This window comes from Sulfuriflexus sp. (genome assembly GCF_032250955.1).
Taxonomy (GTDB): Bacteria; Pseudomonadota; Gammaproteobacteria; order AKS1; family AKS1; genus Sulfuriflexus.
The window spans coordinates 1-17,955 of sequence record NZ_JAVVES010000056.1; the positions used below are offsets into that span (position 1 = coordinate 1).

General features: G+C 53.1%; 14 protein-coding genes, 1 tRNA gene and 1 pseudogene. 3 read left to right on the forward strand and 13 right to left on the reverse strand.

All coding sequences use genetic code 11. The annotated features are described in order from the left end of the window. Positions 1-146 precede the first annotated feature (146 nt). The 9 genes and pseudogenes from RQ738_RS10330 to RQ738_RS10365 form a co-directional block, all read right to left on the reverse strand. Positions 147-1,049 carry a hypothetical protein gene (locus RQ738_RS10330; RefSeq protein ID WP_314165076.1) on the reverse strand — a complete coding sequence of 301 codons (903 nt, stop codon included), beginning with the start codon at positions 1,047-1,049 and terminating at the stop codon, positions 147-149. After that, complete coding sequence (locus RQ738_RS10335; protein ID WP_314165077.1) at positions 1,046-6,901, reverse strand: hemagglutinin repeat-containing protein; 5,856 nt, start codon at positions 6,899-6,901, stop codon at positions 1,046-1,048. Before RQ738_RS10335 ends, RQ738_RS10330 begins: the two co-directional genes overlap by 4 nt. Before the next feature lie 27 nt (positions 6,902-6,928). Next, positions 6,929-7,024: pseudogene (locus tag RQ738_RS13765) on the reverse strand (ESPR-type extended signal peptide-containing protein); the annotation flags it as partial. A gap of 19 nt (positions 7,025-7,043) precedes the next feature. Then, positions 7,044-7,571, reverse strand: a complete 528-nt coding sequence (locus RQ738_RS10340) for a toxin-activating lysine-acyltransferase (RefSeq protein WP_314165078.1) — start codon at positions 7,569-7,571, stop codon at positions 7,044-7,046. 16 nt (positions 7,572-7,587) lie between these two features. Further along, positions 7,588-9,261: a ShlB/FhaC/HecB family hemolysin secretion/activation protein gene (locus tag RQ738_RS10345; protein ID WP_314165080.1), complete on the reverse strand. Its 1,674-nt coding sequence runs from the start codon at positions 9,259-9,261 to the stop codon at positions 7,588-7,590. A 985-nt stretch (positions 9,262-10,246) separates the two neighbouring features. After that, positions 10,247-10,320, reverse strand: a tRNA-Gln gene (locus RQ738_RS10350). 43 nt (positions 10,321-10,363) lie between these two features. After that, the gene (gene rpsI, locus RQ738_RS10355; RefSeq protein ID WP_314165081.1) at positions 10,364-10,753 is read right to left on the reverse strand and encodes a 30S ribosomal protein S9; all 390 of its coding nucleotides are present in this window, start codon (positions 10,751-10,753) and stop codon (positions 10,364-10,366) included. 17 nt (positions 10,754-10,770) lie between these two features. Further along, the gene (gene rplM, locus RQ738_RS10360) at positions 10,771-11,199 is read right to left on the reverse strand and encodes a 50S ribosomal protein L13 (RefSeq protein ID WP_314165083.1); all 429 of its coding nucleotides are present in this window, start codon (positions 11,197-11,199) and stop codon (positions 10,771-10,773) included. A 1,052-nt stretch (positions 11,200-12,251) separates the two neighbouring features. Next, positions 12,252-12,560 (reverse strand): (2Fe-2S) ferredoxin domain-containing protein, encoded by a 309-nt coding sequence (locus RQ738_RS10365; protein WP_314165085.1) that lies wholly within the window; start codon positions 12,558-12,560, stop codon positions 12,252-12,254. A 79-nt stretch (positions 12,561-12,639) separates the two neighbouring features. On the opposite strand from RQ738_RS10365, the gene RQ738_RS10370 reads away from it, so the two are divergent. Together RQ738_RS10370 and coq7 are read left to right on the forward strand one after the other, a co-directional pair. Beyond that, the gene (locus RQ738_RS10370; RefSeq protein WP_314165087.1) at positions 12,640-13,875 is read left to right on the forward strand and encodes a (Fe-S)-binding protein; all 1,236 of its coding nucleotides are present in this window, start codon (positions 12,640-12,642) and stop codon (positions 13,873-13,875) included. Positions 13,876-13,907: 32 nt separating this feature from the next. Then, a complete protein-coding gene (coq7, locus tag RQ738_RS10375; RefSeq protein WP_314165088.1) occupies positions 13,908-14,552 on the forward strand; it encodes a 2-polyprenyl-3-methyl-6-methoxy-1,4-benzoquinone monooxygenase in 645 nt (214 codons plus the stop codon). On the opposite strand, the gene speD is transcribed toward coq7, so the two are convergent. The 3 genes from speD to RQ738_RS10390 are packed head-to-tail and all read right to left on the reverse strand — an operon-like array spanning position 14,549 to position 16,204. Then, entirely contained in the window at positions 14,549-15,361 is an 813-nt protein-coding gene (gene speD / locus RQ738_RS10380; RefSeq protein WP_314165090.1) for an adenosylmethionine decarboxylase, read from the reverse strand. The two genes, coq7 and speD, sit on opposite strands and share 4 nt — an antisense overlap. Positions 15,362-15,386: 25 nt before the next feature. Further along, the gene (locus tag RQ738_RS10385; protein WP_314165091.1) at positions 15,387-15,785 is read right to left on the reverse strand and encodes a VOC family protein; all 399 of its coding nucleotides are present in this window, start codon (positions 15,783-15,785) and stop codon (positions 15,387-15,389) included. Continuing rightward, positions 15,782-16,204, reverse strand: coding sequence for an OsmC family protein (locus RQ738_RS10390; protein ID WP_314165092.1), 423 nt, complete (start codon positions 16,202-16,204; stop codon positions 15,782-15,784). Before RQ738_RS10390 ends, RQ738_RS10385 begins: the two co-directional genes overlap by 4 nt. Before the next feature lie 178 nt (positions 16,205-16,382). Between RQ738_RS10390 and crp the strand changes: the two genes are divergently transcribed. After that, positions 16,383-17,009 carry a cAMP-activated global transcriptional regulator CRP gene (gene crp, locus RQ738_RS10395; RefSeq protein ID WP_314165094.1) on the forward strand — a complete coding sequence of 209 codons (627 nt, stop codon included), beginning with the start codon at positions 16,383-16,385 and terminating at the stop codon, positions 17,007-17,009. A gap of 52 nt (positions 17,010-17,061) precedes the next feature. Here crp and trpC read toward each other — a convergent pair whose 3' ends face one another. Then, entirely contained in the window at positions 17,062-17,859 is a 798-nt protein-coding gene (gene trpC / locus RQ738_RS10400) for an indole-3-glycerol phosphate synthase TrpC (RefSeq protein ID WP_314165095.1), read from the reverse strand. Between the last annotated feature and the right edge of the window lie 96 nt (positions 17,860-17,955).

Consider the following 17,955-nt stretch of genomic DNA (forward strand, 5'->3'; position numbering starts at 1 on the left):
TAAAACACCAGCAACCATATCAACCACAAGCGCTGTAAATACCGTTTGTGGTCGGTGGAGGGAGATGGTATCTACAAAAACCCAACCCTGGCAACATGTAGGTCGGATTAGTGAGCAAAGCCAGTGTAATCCGACAACAAAAGTTATTAACGCTTCTTGTTGGCCTCATGCGCATCAATGGCCTCTCTCAATCCCTGTATACGTCTTCGCTGTTCGGATTCTTCAGCAGGACTCAGGCGTTCGATTTTTACTGACTCAAGCAAATGGCGATAAACTTTTTTCATTCTTTCGTGCGTACCGGGGATCTTTAATGAGTCCTGATCTGCGCCGAACTCAAACTCAAAAACATAACCTGTATCAGCAATGGGCAAGACCCTTCGCTCGTAGGCTCTAACCTTATTTGGCAACGGCGGTGCCAATTCACTTCGTTTCCCGTACCAGGTGTTATTCCCTATTTTTTCCTGCATGAGCTTGCTATCAGGGAAGTCTCGATCCAGTATTTTCTTCCACACATCTTCGCTTGTTTTCTGTAACCAGACGGTTAAGGAATGTGATGTACCAAGCAGGTACTGGTGACAAACCGAGCTTGGCCCGTATATTTTGGGTTTGCCTTCGCCGTCGACGCCTTTATGAGGTTTGACGTATTCGTCTTTGTCAAGTGAACTTAAAGTATAGGCTTTATGAGGGTTAACAATGTCTTTTGTTTCTTGAAGCGTTTTCCCTCTGTACTCAAAAAAATCACCCAAACGACTGTATGATTCTTCCCAGTATCTGCCTTGCTGCTCTTCAGGTAATTCAATTGTTGAATACCTACATACCATAAACCCAATTGGCCAATCATGACTAATCCTGTATTTTTCAAGTAACCGGTAACTATGTGTTATATAGCCAGTTGAAGATGATACTTTTGGGTCCAGGGCGCCAGGGTTATTTAACACTAGATCTTCATATTGTCTTTGTTTGGCATAATCGGAAACAACCCCGCAACCAAACAATGTTGAAAAAAATAAAACTACAGCTGTATTTTTTAGTAGTAATCCCTGTGTCATTTTTGCTTATCCTTTATTTGTTCTTTACCACCAACAAAGGTTCTTAGGCGTGCATTACCCTCTGGCGTACCCTGTGGACCACCCTTTACGGGGAACTCAACCTGTTGACACTCCGGGGCACCAGTGCCCCCGCAACTATGCACACTATTATCATTCTTTACTGCATCACCTAGTGTTACCATGAGTTCCCCCCATGTACTTACTGTAGGATTCGATGTCGTAAAACCTGTCACAGGATCATTATCAAAATAAGAGGCATAAATATTTCCTTTTTCGACATTTATATTTCTTGCGTTTTCCGTAAGCGCATCAACATCAACGGCCGGGGCAAACGATCGTGTCACCAGGTTTTCGCCATTATAGCGCTTACCATTTGCATCCACGGTATTACCCAGTATCTCGAAGGCATTTTGTTGCACAATAGTGCCACGACTATGGCCCAGTGACTGGGTTTGCAAATCTTGCCGGCTACGCAGAATATCAGCATAGGCATTGGTTGCATTACTGTAGCCCAGTGCAGAAGCCGTGTCGTAATCCAGTCCGGAGAGGGCTTTTTCATAACCAACGGCCAGGAATTCTCCAAGAATGCCATCTGCGGGCACATAATGCGCCAGGTAAATCGTGTCTGGCTTAACATCATCCAGCCCTTTCTTAACCTTCTCGGGATCAACGGCATTCTGGTAAGCCAGTTCACCCGCCCGTTCCAGTCCGTTGAAAAGTCCATTAACAGCAATCACGGTGTCCTTATTGCCATTTTCTTTCACCTCTTCCTTGCTGACAGGTGTGAGAATGGCGCGCTTGGGATTCGCGGTGCAGTCTTTTCCTTCCGGACAAGTGACCTTGTAGAACAGGATTTCTCGTTCGAACAGGGTTCGATAAGCATCATCAGTTACCGCTTCAACCTGTTGTGCAAAGGCTTCCTTGATCTGCCTGCTGGATTCAAGCTCGGTTTCGATTTCCCCTGCATCCGTTTTGACCAGGGCATTGCTGTTATCGACATCGGAGGTCACGTCAGCTGAGATACTGGCGACAACCTCTTCTGCTGTTTGCTCTGTCAGCGCCTGCTGTTGGTCCTCGTCGGTAATCCTGATCATGGTGGTGCCAATACTGCTTTGCGTGGTGCTCGCCTGTTCAGATCCGAGTTCAGTATTGGTTGCGAGGTTGCTTACGAGTGTTTTAGCGACCTTGTATTTGCTAATGGGCCCACTGCTGAGGTTGATACCGGTTTGTGAGCCTTCGACTTTTTCATAGTTGTGCAAGTCACGTGATGTCAGGGTCGCGGTTTCAAGGTGGTTTAGCTGCTGCTGTTCGGCTGCCTCGGTGCTGGCTATCTTGCCACCAACCAGGTCAATATTACCCTGCACGCTCACCTGGAAGCCCCTGTCACCGGCAAAAATACCGGCCTGTTGTTGTACGCTGGTAAACTCGGCATCAACATTCGTTTGAGCCGCGTTAATACTGCCGGATATCGCGCCGGCACCAATCGGCACGCTAATTGATAAGCCTTGCTCGTTTTGTTCTGACTGGTAGTTAGCCGTTGCCTGCAGGCTTTCAATATTGAGATCACCGCCTGCCTCAACCACGACCTGCTTACCACTAACAACCGACCCACGCAGGATAGTGTCATTGCCAGACAACAATGCCAGGCCTTCTCCTGCCTGGATCCCGGTTGCGGTATAGGTGACATCCTGCCCGTCAGCCTGGCCTTCCCCCTTACTGACACTGGCTGTCACGGCCAGGCCACTGGTTCCAAAACTCACACCGACACTGGCACTGCTGGAGTCATTTTCCCTGTCAAGGCTGGTGGTGTTTTTCGCTGCCTGCAGATGAATATCCTTATTCGACTGGATAACGATATTATTGGCCGCTGTCAGTTGGCTCCCCGTGATTTCGGTATCTGCCTTAGTACCCGTGCTCTGCAAGATAATATCTTCACCCGCATACACGGTACTGCTCGCCGCACTATGGCTTTCCTGCTTTGAACGACTACTGCTCTTCGAGCTTCCCAGGCTGACACTCAAGTTTATGCCACCGGCTTTATCCGCCAGGGTACGTTTGTCCGGAACCTTGTTTTCAGGATCATTGGTATCCTGTGCATCCTTATCACCACGTTTAATGGCTTCACGGGCCACCTCGGCCTTTCTTGCCCTGATAGCCGTCGCTGCATCATAAACAGCCAGCCCCTTGGTGGCTGTTGCCAATGTCTTGAGGCGGCTATTGCTGGTGCGTTTACTGGCCGCATCAACACGCTTGATGGTTTGTGCGGCGTCCAGTACCGGGTTGGATATGGAAATACTCAGACCGGATTGTTTGAACTCGGTTTCCTGTACATTGATAGCCACATTTTCATCAGCGGTGATTTGTATACTTTCCGCGGTAATACGGGTACTTCCGCCGGGGCTGGCAACATCACTACCGATTTGTTTATAAGCGGCATCGGCATTGATACTGACATCGCCCTCAATACTCCCCACGGTACTGGCTACGGCTGTCTCTGTTATACCCTTGCCCCTGTTGGTTTGCTGCTGCGTTCCAATGGTGACGCCAATGCCCCCAGAGCTGAATACACCACTCTTTTTCTTGATACGGGTAGTATGTTGCTTCCGCCGCTCCCGTGCCGCCACGATGTTCACTTCATCACCGGCTTGCAGGTCAACATGTTTGTCCGCCACAACATCACTGCCCTCAAGTGTTATACCCGCCCCGGCATGAAGACTGACTGAGTCAGCACTGACGCTACTGCCTGTTACCCGCTCTTCTTCCAGTTCTTCACGGCGAAAACGTGTCGTACTGGAGAGGAAGCCTTTGCTCTTGTTTTTGAGTGCCTCGTCAAGCTCACGCCTGTCGGTTGCTGATGCGAGGGCAATATCATTACCCGCCTTGATATTCACACTTCCCTGTCTACTTTCTATGCTTAAAGCATGTCCGGTTACATCATTACCTGCTTGCAGCTCGAGATTACCCGTGACGTCAATACTGCTACCTACGCTGCTAGTAGCCCGTTCTTTCCTGAAGTTATTACCATCATGAATCGTTTCCTGGCTAAAACGTTCTTCTACGGTCGATGAAAGAATATCGTTACCTGCGGTAAGCTGTGTCCTACCTGTACCGGATGTGTTGTCAATACTGGCTGCATTCAGTTCCAGATTATGTCCTGCACTAGCAACCAGGCTGCCTTCTCCGCTTGTGACAAAAAGGCTTGCCCTGCGACTGATGTTAGTACGACTTCCCTGCTCACCTGTTTGCTCACTGGTAGTACTGCTCAGACGAATATCCTGACCCGCATCGAGTGTAAGACTATTCTCACCACTAATTTCCCCGCCATCGACCGTAACATTTACGCGACCGCGCAATTCGGTGATCAGACTGCCTATATGTCCACCCGTATTATTGATGTTCTCTGCGGTTAGACTTACAAGATCACGACCTGCAATGCGGGCGCCATTATTGATATCGTCACTCGTGGTAAGACTGACTACCTCAGCTGAAAGCACACCACCATTGCCATTGAGATCACCATCCTGCAAACGAACATACAACTGGGGAACCAGTACTTTATTAGTGTCCCCATTCGGCAATGTGACGTCCTTTTCAACCAGAAGTACAACATCGCTGGTTAATTGCGCGACCTGCGCGGCGCTCAGGGCTATACCGGGGCGCAGCTTTAATTCGTTCACTGCGGTAACACCGGCATTCAATAAGGCCCGGAATTGTTCTTCGTCATTGGAAAATCCTTCCAGGAAACGCCGTCCAGTGAGTTGCGCTACCTGCTCCCGTACCAGTCGCTGCTCATAGAAACCATCACCGAGACGTTTTTGTGTCACAACAGGATCGAAGCTCAGTTGTTGCAGCACGAAATCAGAAGACAGGAATAAGCGCCGATTGATAAACTGCGGGTCGGTCTCGACCAGGTAACCCGCCGCGGCTTGTGGCGCAAGCTTGAATAAATGACTGGAGAGCAGCGGGACCTGCGTACCACTGCCGGCAGTCAACGTATTGCCCGCGTAACCGGCCTGCCCCAGGCTGATTGTCTGTGTCGCCGGTGCCGGATTATAGGGATTAACCGTTACCCGGGTACTGTCACGACCCTTTTTGTGACGGCGGGTGAAAGTGGTAATAGTACCGGCATCTGTACTGATTCGTGAACCGGGTGTCTCTGTGTTTATTAACGATGCAAGGTCTGCCGTCAACGCACCACCCGCCAGGATACGGCTGTTATCATTGACTAAGTCACCAGCGCTGATATGGATGTTGCCCCCGGCCAGAATCTGTCCTGGGCTCGATGCGGTTACCTCGGTTTCCTGCACGGTGCGATTAAAGTCAAAACGGTTGTAGGCATCGCTTATGCCTTCCGGCGTAACCAGGTAATTAACATCATCGTTGCTGTCGGGCTGGAGTGTTATCTCATCAGGGCCATAGCGATTAGGTGAGCCTACCAGTGCATATTCCTGGATATTCTCATTCCCGGTTTGCACAAGCCGGGTGCTGAAATCCGTGTTTGTATTGTTGAGCTGGCTGGCGGTGATGTCGATATCAGCCACGGCATCGATAATACCGCCGTGGTTATTTATCACATCGGCTATGCCTTGCACGTCGCGGGCGGCATCCAGTTCACCGCCGATGGCAAGCCCGCCATCGCTGTATAGCGCGGCGCCATTTTCGTTATTGAGTGTCTGCACGCCCAGCTTGAGCTGCTGACGGGCCGCGATAACTGCCGCGTCACCCCCGTCTTCACCATTCTCCAGTGAGTGGGCGGCTATATTTATGCTATCGCCATAGATACGGCTCTTGCCCTGGTTGATCAATGACTCGGTTGTGATATCGACACTGCCCGCATCGATCAGGCCGCCGGTATTGTTGAAGGTCTCCGTGACGCTCGCCTGCACAGCCGCACCTGCGACTATTTCTCCGCTATTACTGACACTGTCACTAGTCTCGATTTGAACCGTGGTGCCTGCACTGATCTGGCCTATGTTCTCGAGCCTGCCTGCGGCGGTAATCTGTATTTCACCTGCACTGGCCCCCAGCACGCCCGCATTACGCACGCCGATGCCCGCCTCGGTGCCAAGCAAACGGATCTTGCCTGCATACATTCCACCCAGCTCGCTGACATCAAGAGAAAACGTTGGTGATACGCCAGTGCCGGTAACAGGGGTGGCACTGTCATGGGCGGCATTGACTTGATTGGCGCCTGTCGTGATGCGCAAGTCATTAGCCAGGATATCCGCATTCACCTGCACCGCACGGGCAATAACATCGGTGAAATTACTGCTCGAAGTATCGAGCCCCTCCCCCTCGAGACTGATCACACCACGCCTTACGACATAAGCCTCGAGGTTGCCGGCATTAACAATGGGCGTACCGGTTGTCAGGGTGGCACGATTGGCGTTGATAAAGCCACAACCGTTACACGTGATCCCGGCCGGGTTCGCGACGACAACCTGTGCACGATCGCCGGCCACTTCCATATAGCCTCGCAGCTGACTGGGATCGTTTGAATTAACTTCATTCAGAATGACACTTGCCGTGCCCGTCGCCAGCGAGGGGTTGCCCAACACCAGGCCCCCTAGCCGGGTTTGCACCATGCTGCGCGAATTGTTCAGTATCGCCCCCTGGCGTTCAACATCAAAACGACTATAGACGTTTCGTGAAATCCCGGCCGAACTCGGTGTCTGGATATTGACCTGGGGAATACCGCTGGCCGTTGTTGTGACCGTTGCCTGCTGGCTAACGGGCGCGTTGCTATCGGCTATGATCTCGGCCTGTGCCGGCTGCACGGCCAGGAGCACCGTTCCCAGGGCCCAGACTCTCGAGAGCTGAAACCGTTTCAGGTTTCCACCATGTGCAAGCATCGCCCTCCGGCGTTTACCCGGGGAGCCGGCACGCGCTCCGGCTCGAGTATTCGCAAGCTCACCTACTACTACCCACTGGCCGCGAGACTTGCTGTAAATAACCCTGTGTCTGTTTTTGTTCATATCGCATCCATGCAATAAGTTATGTGTTGACCTGCATCGTCGCCAGCGGGTGCGCCTCAAACCACGCCCTGGCCTGGCGGGCTGAAAGATCCCTGCCTCGAAAGGTTTGCACGCGCAGGCCTTTCTCGTAGCCCCGGTGATACAATGCCCGCGCGCACTTGTCGGCAAATAATTGCCGCGTAATCAATGTCGACATTTTCCGTGTATGCCCGAATGGCGCGACCCAGTCGAGGAACCAGATCCGCTCGCCACTATTCCAGTCTTCCAACGGCATCGATTCAGGCGGATTCCTGAGATATCGGGTCTCTGCCGCTTCGCTCATCTGCGCCCAGCTCAGGAAGAATACCGGCCTGCTTTTCTCGACCGCCAGCACAAACTGGCCGTGTTTCATGGCGGCCAACAATAATACCGGCAATGTCTGTATTGGTAATTCCCGGTGCGTCTTGGAGTACATCCACAACCACACAGCCGAACCTAATACTTCGGCCTCGTTGTAGCCGCAACCAAGTAACGACGGGGCGGTAATGTCAAAACTCTCGTAGCGCATCAGCCATTTGCCTTATTCAGAAAGATAGACTCACGTTAAAACCATACGTTGTGCTTGCGGTTCGAAAGCCATCAGGTCTGGATACCGGCCTGCCCGCGAAGACGTCATAGACCATGTTTTTATAACCGCCACGCAGGCCGATAACCGCGCCGGAAAGATGTTTGCCCAGGAGCAGGCTGCCCGACTGACCATCAACTTCTCCGTAGTCAAGCCCGGCATATAGCTGCTGGCCGCTCTTTCCCATGGCCATGCCGATGTCATTGCGAATAAACCAGCCGCGATCGGCTGATAACACCGTTTCCCCATCGAAACCCCTTACCGTGTAGCGCCCGCCGATAGAAAAGCGATCTTGCGGCACCAGTGGGGTGAGGTTGTGTTGCAGCCTGACCAGGCCGTTGTAATGCCACCGCTGGCCACCGGCAGTAAATGGCATATTCAGACCGACCTCGGCCGTATACAACCTTGGACGGGACGCCCCTTCGCCGAAGGGGTCTTCCGGGGCTGCCAACGCATTAAACGCGCCTGTTCCGTGCCGGTATGCCAGGTTCGCGTTCAGCACCGCCTGACCAATAAACTCGCGGTGCTCCACACCCACCTCATAGCCTGCGGTACGTCGCTGCTGGATAGCCACTTCCACATCGTTAATAAAGTTTTTCGAGCTCCGCACATAACCACGGAGATAGCCGCCGGTCCGGCGCCGCGCATCACGGTACAGCACCCGCGATATACGCAGATCCGCATTCTTCGTTTTGCCGCTAAATCGAATGTTCGCGCCCGCACTGGCTACTGTTTGCCGAAAATCAAACCTGCTCGCACTCAGGCTAAACAACCAGTATCTGTACGGCACCGAGTAATGCAGGCTATAACCATCGGTGCCTTTTTCATCACTGTTGCCACCATCAAAATCGCTATTCACACTTACGTAGAACAGATCGTTCAATGACAACGGGTTATCGTAGGACAGGGTTAGTCCCGCCTGGTTACGCCCTGTTCTTTTTGAACCGCCGTCATCCAATGACAAGGTGGCTCGCAATGGAAAGCCCTGTTGGTGATGTACCACCAGGTCACTCTCGCCCGGCTGTGCATCTTTTATCCTTGCCGGCTCAATCTGAAAATCCACCTCCGCTACAGGCACACGCTTGATGTTTTCCAGCGCCTGCTCTATATCGCGCAGGTTCAGGATATCGCCTGACTGCAGCGGCAAAGCGGCATCCTGCATGCGCGCCGGATGTTCGGAAATAAAGTCGATTTTGCGCACGTAGCCCGGAATCACCGTCAGTTTCAGCACGCCTGTTGTTAAATCCTGTGGCGCGGCCAGAATGCGCGTTGTGATAAACCCCTTTGCTATTACCGCGTTTTGCAGGCGGACCATAACCAGGTTGATTCCTTGCACGCCCAGGCAGCGGCCAATAACTGAATTATTTCCCTTCGTTACTGATTCCAGGGCGAAGGCAAATTTCTCTGCATCTTTGCCCGTTAATCTGATTTCCTCGATTTTAAAACACGGGCTTTCCTGCAGCGGCAATTCCGGGCTTATCTCCGGCGTCGTCTGCTGCTGTAACCGCACATCAGGACGTTGCTCCTGTTGCTCATGCAATTGACGCTGGCGGGCCTGCTCTCGCAAGGTTTCCCGGGCAGTGTTATCTGGGACATTGAGTGGCGCTGAAGACAGCGGCGCTGCCACAGTCATCAACAGGCATAGACAAACGATGCCGCAACCAGACACGGTTCTGTGCTTAACCGGGAAAAACATGCTGCTGTGCTACCGGACTAGGAGCCGGATCGCTGCCGCCTGCAAATGGGATGAGGATTGTTTATTTCAGAAAGAAAAGGGCTGTTCATTTCGACACTCCGTATCGTTTAGTTTCATCTATCCATAATGAATTATCGCGGAGAGTTGGCTCGAGCCTGACTGCCGAAATCCGGTCTATTCCTGTACGGCCGGCTGGCATTTTTATGCAGGAAACCCCTTCCCCGGTGTTGATTCTAATTCTATACCCACATATATAGCAAGCCCATGCAGCTGGTTGGCGTGATTATTTCCTTCCGCGCCGCTCCGGCGAGTATCAGGGGTCGGAGTCGTGCGGACATTATCAGTATCAGGGGTCGGAGTCGTGTGGACATTATGATCTGGGTGATTGGCGAGCAGTAACGCAATTCTTACGTCAAAACTATCGTAGACACCAACTCCGACCCCGCAAACCTGGCTCAGTATCAGGGGTCGGAGTCGTGTGGACATTATGATATGGGTGATTAGCAGGCAGTAACGCAATTTTTACGTCAAAACTATCGTAGACACCAACTCCGACCCCGCAAACCTGGCTGGGGGACAATATCAGAGGTCGCAGTATCAGGGGTCGGAGTCGTGCGGACATTATGATATGGGTGATTGGCGAGCAGTAACGCAATTTTTACGTCAAAACTATCGTAGACACCAACTCCGACCCCGCACAGTATCAGGGGTCGGAGTCGTGCGGACATTATGATATGGGTGATTAGCAAGCAGTAACGCAATTTTTACGTCAAAACTATCGTAGACACCGACTCCGACCCCGCAAACCTGAAAGGACTCCTACGTTCAAACGCGAAAAACGCGTTTAGTCGAACCAAGGTTCTCATCCACTCCAAACCCTATAAATAACAAAAGCCCGCACAAGGCGGGCTTTTGTTATTTATGGCTGGGGAACAAGGATTCGAACCTTGATTGACGGAGTCAGAGTCCGTTGTCCTGCCGTTAGACGATTCCCCAAAAGAAGTCGGAAAACGGCGTGCGGCGCAGGCCGCCAACGCAATTAACGCTTCGAGTACTGCGGACGCTTACGGGCCTTGTGCAGACCAACCTTCTTACGCTCGACTTCGCGTGAGTCGCGTGTCACAAAGCCGGCTTTTCGCAGGCCCGGACGCAGGGTTTCGTCGTATTTCATGAGCGCACGGGTAATGCCGTGGCGAATCGCGCCGGCCTGGCCTGTGTTGCCGCCGCCCTTGACGTTAACCTTGATATCGAACTTGCCCACCATTTCGGCCAATTCGAGTGGCTGGCGAACTACCATGCGTGAAGTTTCACGACCAAAGTAGGTATCGATGCCACGGTTGTTAATGATGATGTTGCCTTCACCCGGTGTCATGTATACGCGAGCCGTTGATGACTTGCGGCGCCCGGTGCTGTAATAAACGTCTGCCATGTTCTTAACCTAAGCTCTTAGATTTCCAGGGGCATCGGCTGTTGGGCCGTATGCTGGTGTTCGCTGCCCGCATAAACCTTCAGCTTGCGGAACATCGTGCGACCCAGGGCATTCTTCGGCAGCATACCTTTCACTGCTGTTTCGATAATGCGCTCGGGTGCCTTCTTAATCAGCTTGTCGAAGCTGATCGTCTTCAGACCACCGATGTAACCCGTATGATGGTGATACAGTTTATCGGTCGACTTTCGGCCCGTGACCCGGACTTTTTCGGCATTGATGACCACGATGTAGTCGCCGGTATCCACGTGCGGGGTATAAATAGCCTTATGCTTGCCGCGCAGACGGCGGGCGATTTCAGTCGCCATACGGCCCAGGGTCTTGCCCTCGGCGTCGATAACGAACCAGTCGCGCTTCACTTCAGCCGGTTTAGCACTGAACGTCTTCATTTCAGTATTGCTCCACTTAAATAGGGTAGTGTCTTGCAAAGAGGCGGAATATTACTTGAGTCCGGGGCCGGATACAAGTGCAAAAGGGCTATTTCTGGCTATACCGTGGTCTTTTGGTCCGGGGGGCTCCGGGAGAGCCCAATCCCCCTCCGGGAGGCCGCAGAAATGCCTTGAGAGTTGCCCAGACTCACTGGGACAGTGAGTGGGGTATTCATGATTGCCCTGACCCATCGGAGATGGGTAGGGTACTCATAATGAAGCCCGAAGGGATTCTGTGAGTGGTGAAATTCCGAGCCATAAAAGCAAAGGAGACAGCGAAAAGGTCGAATACCCACGGATATATCGGAGATGGTTGAGGATCATAGATACCTTTCAGGCATACACCACAGAACCTTACAGGTTCATTATGGATACCCTACCCATCTCCGATGGGTCACTGGCTCAAAGAATCCCTTCGGGCTTCATTTTGAGCACCCCACTCCAACGGAGTCTGGGTGAAAAAAAAGGCGCTGCAGATTGGGCTGCAGCGCCTTAGAAGCCACCATTGGGAGGTGGAGGAGGATCGGATTAGATTGAATGTTCCTGGGAGGAGAATGAGCAATCAATCTAAAGTGGGATAAATTTTAGCCACCATTAGTATATTAGTCAACTCTAATTTACTAGGCGGGCAAGGTAATCCCTGTCGATACCTGGTATACACCTAACGCATTGATTATTAAGTAGATTTTCCTGAAATAAAAAAGGCGCGATCCCGTTTGGGATCGCGCCTGTACCACCTGAACTCTACTATTCGTGGAGGAATGCTAGAGTGTTCGTCCCCATTCGGGGGCTAGTTACTGGTGGAGATAAAGAATGTGCCATGTGGATTTTATTGTCAATATTTAGATATATTCGATATATATCAACAAATTACACAATAATAGTGATGTTGTAGATTAACTAAATCCGGCATCGCTCTGGTTTCACTGACATCCTTGCAATATAGCTAACTTGCTGTTTTATATCGTTATTTTTTATATGGCCTGCCGTTACAAAAAATAAATATCGACCGGCTAGATCTGCAGGCGGGTGACAATCTCCCCTTCTTTAAGGTGTTTGCTGATGATTTCATCAATGTCTTCCTTGTCCACATAGGTGTACCAGGTCTCTTCCGGGTAAATCACGATAACCGGGCCTTCGCCGCAGCGATCCAGGCAACCGGCGGAGTTGATCCGCACCCCGCCCTTGCCACTCAGGCCCAGTTCCTTGCAACGCGCCTTGGCGTAATCGCGCATGGCCTGCGCGTTATTATCCTGGCAGCACTCGCGGCCGTCAGTGCGTTGATTGGTACAAAAGAAAACGTGGTAACGGTAATAAGACATAAATAACCCAGTGACAAGTCATGTGTAAGGCGTAGAATCCGTGTAACTCTACTTTATTTTACCCGATATCCATACTCCATTGTCTGCCACGCCGCCCAAACTCTCCCTTATCGCCGAAGGCGACAAATGCGTCCTCTGCGGGATGTGCCTGCCGCAGTGCCCGACCTACCAGCATGCGCAGGATGAAAATGAATCGCCGCGCGGCCGTATCGTGCTGGGCAAGGCCATCTTGAGCGGTGAGCTGCGTATTGATGCACAGATAACCCGGCATATTGATAACTGCCTGCTCTGCCGCCAGTGCGAACGCATCTGCCCTTCCGGCGTGCAGTTCGGTTATTTCATGGACGGCCTGCGCCAGCAGCTACACGAAGGTGATGAAGCTGCCGACAAGCGGCTGGAGACCGTCCTGGAAGACGCTACACAGAGTCGGCGTTTGCATGGCCTGCTACGCATCGCCCACCTTAGTGGCGCAGACAAGCTGGCCGGCCTGTTGCCGGGCAAGCTGGGGCGGCTTGGCCGCAGCTTACCCACCATTGGCAAACTATCTGACGCGCGACCGCACTACCCGGCAGCACATGAGCGGCATCGTGTGCAGATGTTCAGGGGCTGCACCCAAACGGTTTTCGGCTCGGCATTGTTTGATACCGGCATCGCAGTCCTGAACCGGCTCGGCGTCTCGGTAGAGGTACCGACAGAACAGGGTTGTTGTGGTGCGCTGTCTCAGCATAGCGGCCATGCCGGACGGGCACATGTGCTGGCCGCCGGCAATCTGCAGGCCTTTGCCACCCAACCTGCCTTACCGATCGTCACCCTGGCCAGCGGTTGCGCGGCGACGCTGAAAGATTATGCCCGGCTTACCGATGACTATGCCGGCGCGGCTGAGTTCGCGCAACAGGTCATGGATATCAGCCATTATATTGCATCCATTGACTGGCCGGCCGATGTCGGCATCCGCGGCCTCAAACAGCGCGTGGTGGTGCACAGCCCCTGCTCATTACGTAATGTCTTGCGTCAGGAGAACGCGGTATCGACGTTGCTGGCGCGTATTCCGGGGGCAGAAATCATCCCCCTCGAGGCCGGCAACAGCTGTTGCGGTGCCGCGGGCAGTTATATGTTTGAAGACGAACATCGGGGGTTGTCCGAGACTCTGGCGGGAGAGAACATAGCCAAAATCCGCGAACTGCAGGCCGACGTTGTCGTGACCAGTAACATCGGCTGCGCCATGCAGCTGCAGGCCGGCCTGAAACGCGCCGGACTGACCATCAAGGTCCTCCACCCGATCGAGCTCCTTGCCCAACAACTCAGCCCGGATTGACATTCCGCCGGTCTCTTGTATCGTCTGTCTTTATGAAACAACGCACCTACAGCCCGCTCGACCAACTCGCCATGAATATGGATCAGGCCCTGCGCACCGTGTTTGGCCGCCCCCAGGTCACTGAGCGCGACAACCCCGCGCGCGACTGTGCGGAAGCAGAACTCGATGAAGGCGAACGTCGGCACGTTGCCGGCCTGATGCGCATCAACCATGTGGGTGAGGTGTGTGCCCAGGCGCTTTACCAGGGGCAGGCCCTGACGGCCAGACTCGACAATGTTCGTGACAGCATGCAACGCGCCGCACAGGAAGAAAACGACCACCTGGTCTGGTGTGAACAGCGCCTTGACGAGTTGCACAGCCACAAGAGTTTCCTCAACCCGTTCTGGTACGGTGCCTCCTTTGCCATGGGCGCAGCGGCAGGTCTGGCCGGCGACAAGTGGAGCCTGGGCTTTGTCGCCGAGACCGAGCAGCAAGTGGTGCGACACCTCGATGAACACCTCGCCCGGTTACCCGTGCAGGATGAAAAAAGCCGGGCCATTCTCGAACAGATGAAAACGGATGAACTTCATCACGCCACGGTAGCACTGGAGGCCGGTGGTGCCGAACTGCCTGCCCCGGTCAGGAAGGCTATGCGCCTGACGTCGAAACTCATGACCACGACGGCGCACAGGATCTAGAACTTCATACTCTTTTTCAGATTGCGTCCGTAAAAAATCTCGGCCATTTCGCGGCGCAGGTTTTCTGAAATGATGCGCTCTTGCTTGCCGGTCAGATCGTCGTTCTGGATACCAAACAGATAATTATTGACCTCAAAGGCCTTGAGCATCATCTTGGTATGGAAAATATTTTCCTGGTAGACATTCACATCGATCATTTCATAGAGATTCTTAATATCCCGCGAAACGAAGTTCTGGATGGAATTGATGTTGTGATCAATAAACAGCTTGCCGCCTTTCACGTTACGGGTAAAACCGCGCACCCGGTAATCCATGGTGACGATATCGGATTCAAAACTGTGCACCAGGTAGTTCAATGCCTTCAGGGGTGAAATCCGCCCACAGGTAGAGACATCAATATCGGCACGGAAGGTACTGATACCGTTTTCAGGGTGATACTCCGGATAGGTATGTACCGTGATGTGGCTCTTGTCGAGGTGTCCGACCACGGCCTCCGGCAGGGGGCCGGGGGTCTCGCGGTTATCAATATCCTCGGACATGACCGGTTCTTCGGCAATCAACATGGTGACACTGGCGCCCTGTGGTTCATAATCCTCATGGGCGATGTTAAGGATACTCGCACCGATAATATTACTCACATCCGTGAGAATATTGGTCAACCGTTTGGCGTTATATTCCTCATCAATGTATTCAATATATTCCTGTTGCTGAGCCTTGCTCGCGGTATAGGCAACATCGTAGATGTTGAAACTCAGGGTTTTGGTCAGATTGTTAAAGCCGTGCAGCTTCAACTTTTTCTTTTTTGCCATTCACGTCGTCCGTAATAATTCAGGTTTAACATTTATCGGCAATCGGCGGATGATAGATCATCTGCACGGTTGTGCCGTCAGGGTCGTTGCAGTAAAAGCTGCGCGCGCCATCGCGGTGTGTGCGTGGTCCGGTGCGCATCACCACATCATGTGATTTCAGATAGTCATACCAGCTATCGACATCTTCCATCTTGCGCAGGATAAAACCGATGTGATCCAGGTGTTGTCCGTGCTCCGCTAGCGGCGCTTGCGCACGGTGCAAGGCAAGATTGTCATTGCCGGAACACAGGTAAACGTTATCCGGATCCGGCCGCCACTCTACCTGCATACCCAGCAGCTCGGTATAGAAATGTTCGCAGGCTTCGAAATGTTCGGCATAAAGGGCAACGTGCCGCATGCCGCCGGTAGCAGGGGGACGACTCATGGGTTTTCTTCCTCAATAATATAGTCATGGGTGATCTCGGCTGTGGCGCCAAGCATGATCGAGGCCGAACAGTATTTCTCGGCTGAGAGTTCAACGGCGCGCTTGACCCGATCTTCCTTCAGGCCGGTACCCTTGAGACGAAAGTGGGCATGGATCCTGGTAAAGACCTTCGGCTCCGTATCGGCACGTTCGGCCTCGAGTTCCACCACGCAGTCAGTGACCGGCTGGCGGGCCTTCTTGAGGATATGCAGGACATCAAAGGCGGTACACCCACCCATGCCGAGCAGGAGCATTTCCATAGGCCGGATGCCGAGATCACGGCCACCGTGCTCGGGCGGCCCGTCCATGACCACGGCATGGCCACTGCCGGACTCACCGACGAATGTCACACCCTCGACCCATTTAACTCGCGCTTTCATGACCTACTCCACAGAAATCAGGACGCGAAAGAGTATCATAAAGATTCCCGGGACAGCATAGGCCCGGGGCCAAATATTCAGCCGGCCGTCTGGAAGAGTTCGACAGCCTGTAGAAAATTGCCTACACTGAACCTGGTACATACATAATAAGAGTCAACGGGGCGCAAAGCGTAATTCTATGCTCACCATCAACGAAAATCCTGCTATTGAACGCTTTCTGGAGCACTGCCATCGTCGCCAATATCCGGCGAAAAGCGTCATTATCTACGCCGGCGACGTGCCCGATGTGCTCTACCACATCATCAAGGGCTCGGTGACTGTCCTGATCGAGGACGAGGATGGTCGTGAAATCGTGCTGGCCTACCTGAATCCGGGGGATTTCTTTGGCGAAATGGGCCTGTTTGTCCCGGATCAGAAGCGCAGCGCCTGGATCCGGGCTCGCGTTGATTGTGAACTCGGCGAGATCAGTTACAGCAAATTCCGTCAGCTCTCCACCGAGAACCCGGATATCCTCTTTGAACTGGCCTCGCAGATGGCGGTACGCCTGCAGAACACCAGCCGCAAAGTCGGCCACCTGGCCTTCATGGACGTCACCGGCCGTGTCGCCCGCACGCTGCTGGATCTCTGCGAACAACCCGATGCCATGACCCACCCCGACGGTATGCAGATCCGCATCACCCGCCAGGAGATCGGCCGCATCGTCGGCTGCTCACGCGAGATGGTCGGCCGCGTCTTAAAGAACCTCGAGGAACAGCGCCTGATTTCCGTGAAGGGCAAGACGATCGTCGTTTTCGGAACGCGTTAGCCGGTCGGGCTTACCCGTACATTACCGGTTCACTCCGAGCGCCCCCTGCGGGCTACACAAATAATTCAGCCAGTTTCTCGCCCGGCTCATCAGCACGCATAAATGCCTCACCAACAAGAAATGTATTAACGTGGTGGTTGCGCATGAGTGCGACATCCTCTTTCGTGTGAATACCGCTTTCTGTGACGACAATACGGTCCGCGGGGACTTTATCGAGCAGGTCCAGGGTTGTATTGAGACTGGTCTCAAAGGTACGCAGATTACGGTTGTTGATCCCCAGCAACGGAATATCCAGTTCCAGGGCGCGTTGCAGTTCTTCGGCGTCATGCACCTCGACGAGCACATCCATGCCCAGTTCATGCGCCAGGGCGGATAGTGCCTGCATGCGTTCATCTTCAAGCACCGCCACAATGAGCAGAATACAGTCGGCATCGATCGCCCGCGCCTCGTAGACCTGGTAGGGGTCAATAATAAAGTCCTTTCTGATGACCGGCAGCTCACAGGCCGCGCGCGCCTGTTGCAGGTAGTCCTCATGGCCCTGGAAATAATCTGCGTCGGTGAGAACAGACAGACAGGCCGCGCCGCCCCTGGCGTAACTCTGTGCGATCTGCGCCGGCTGAAAATCCTCTCGCAGTACCCCCTTGCTCGGCGAGGCCTTCTTGATCTCGGCAATCACCGCGGCCTGGCCTTTTGCCAGCCTGGCATTTATCGCCTTAACAAAGCCACGCGGCGGCGAGGCAGTGGCGATACGCCGCTTCAGGTCTTCGATAGTAACCTTGGCACTGCGCTCGGCGATTTCTTCATGCTTGCGCGCAATAATCTTTTTCAGGATGTCAGGTGTATCGCTCATATTAAATACTCTGGAACCAGTAGGTCGATGAAATGGTCTCCTCCCCCCTTTATAAACGGCGTCGCAATGCGCCATGATGGAGGTGATATCAACCAT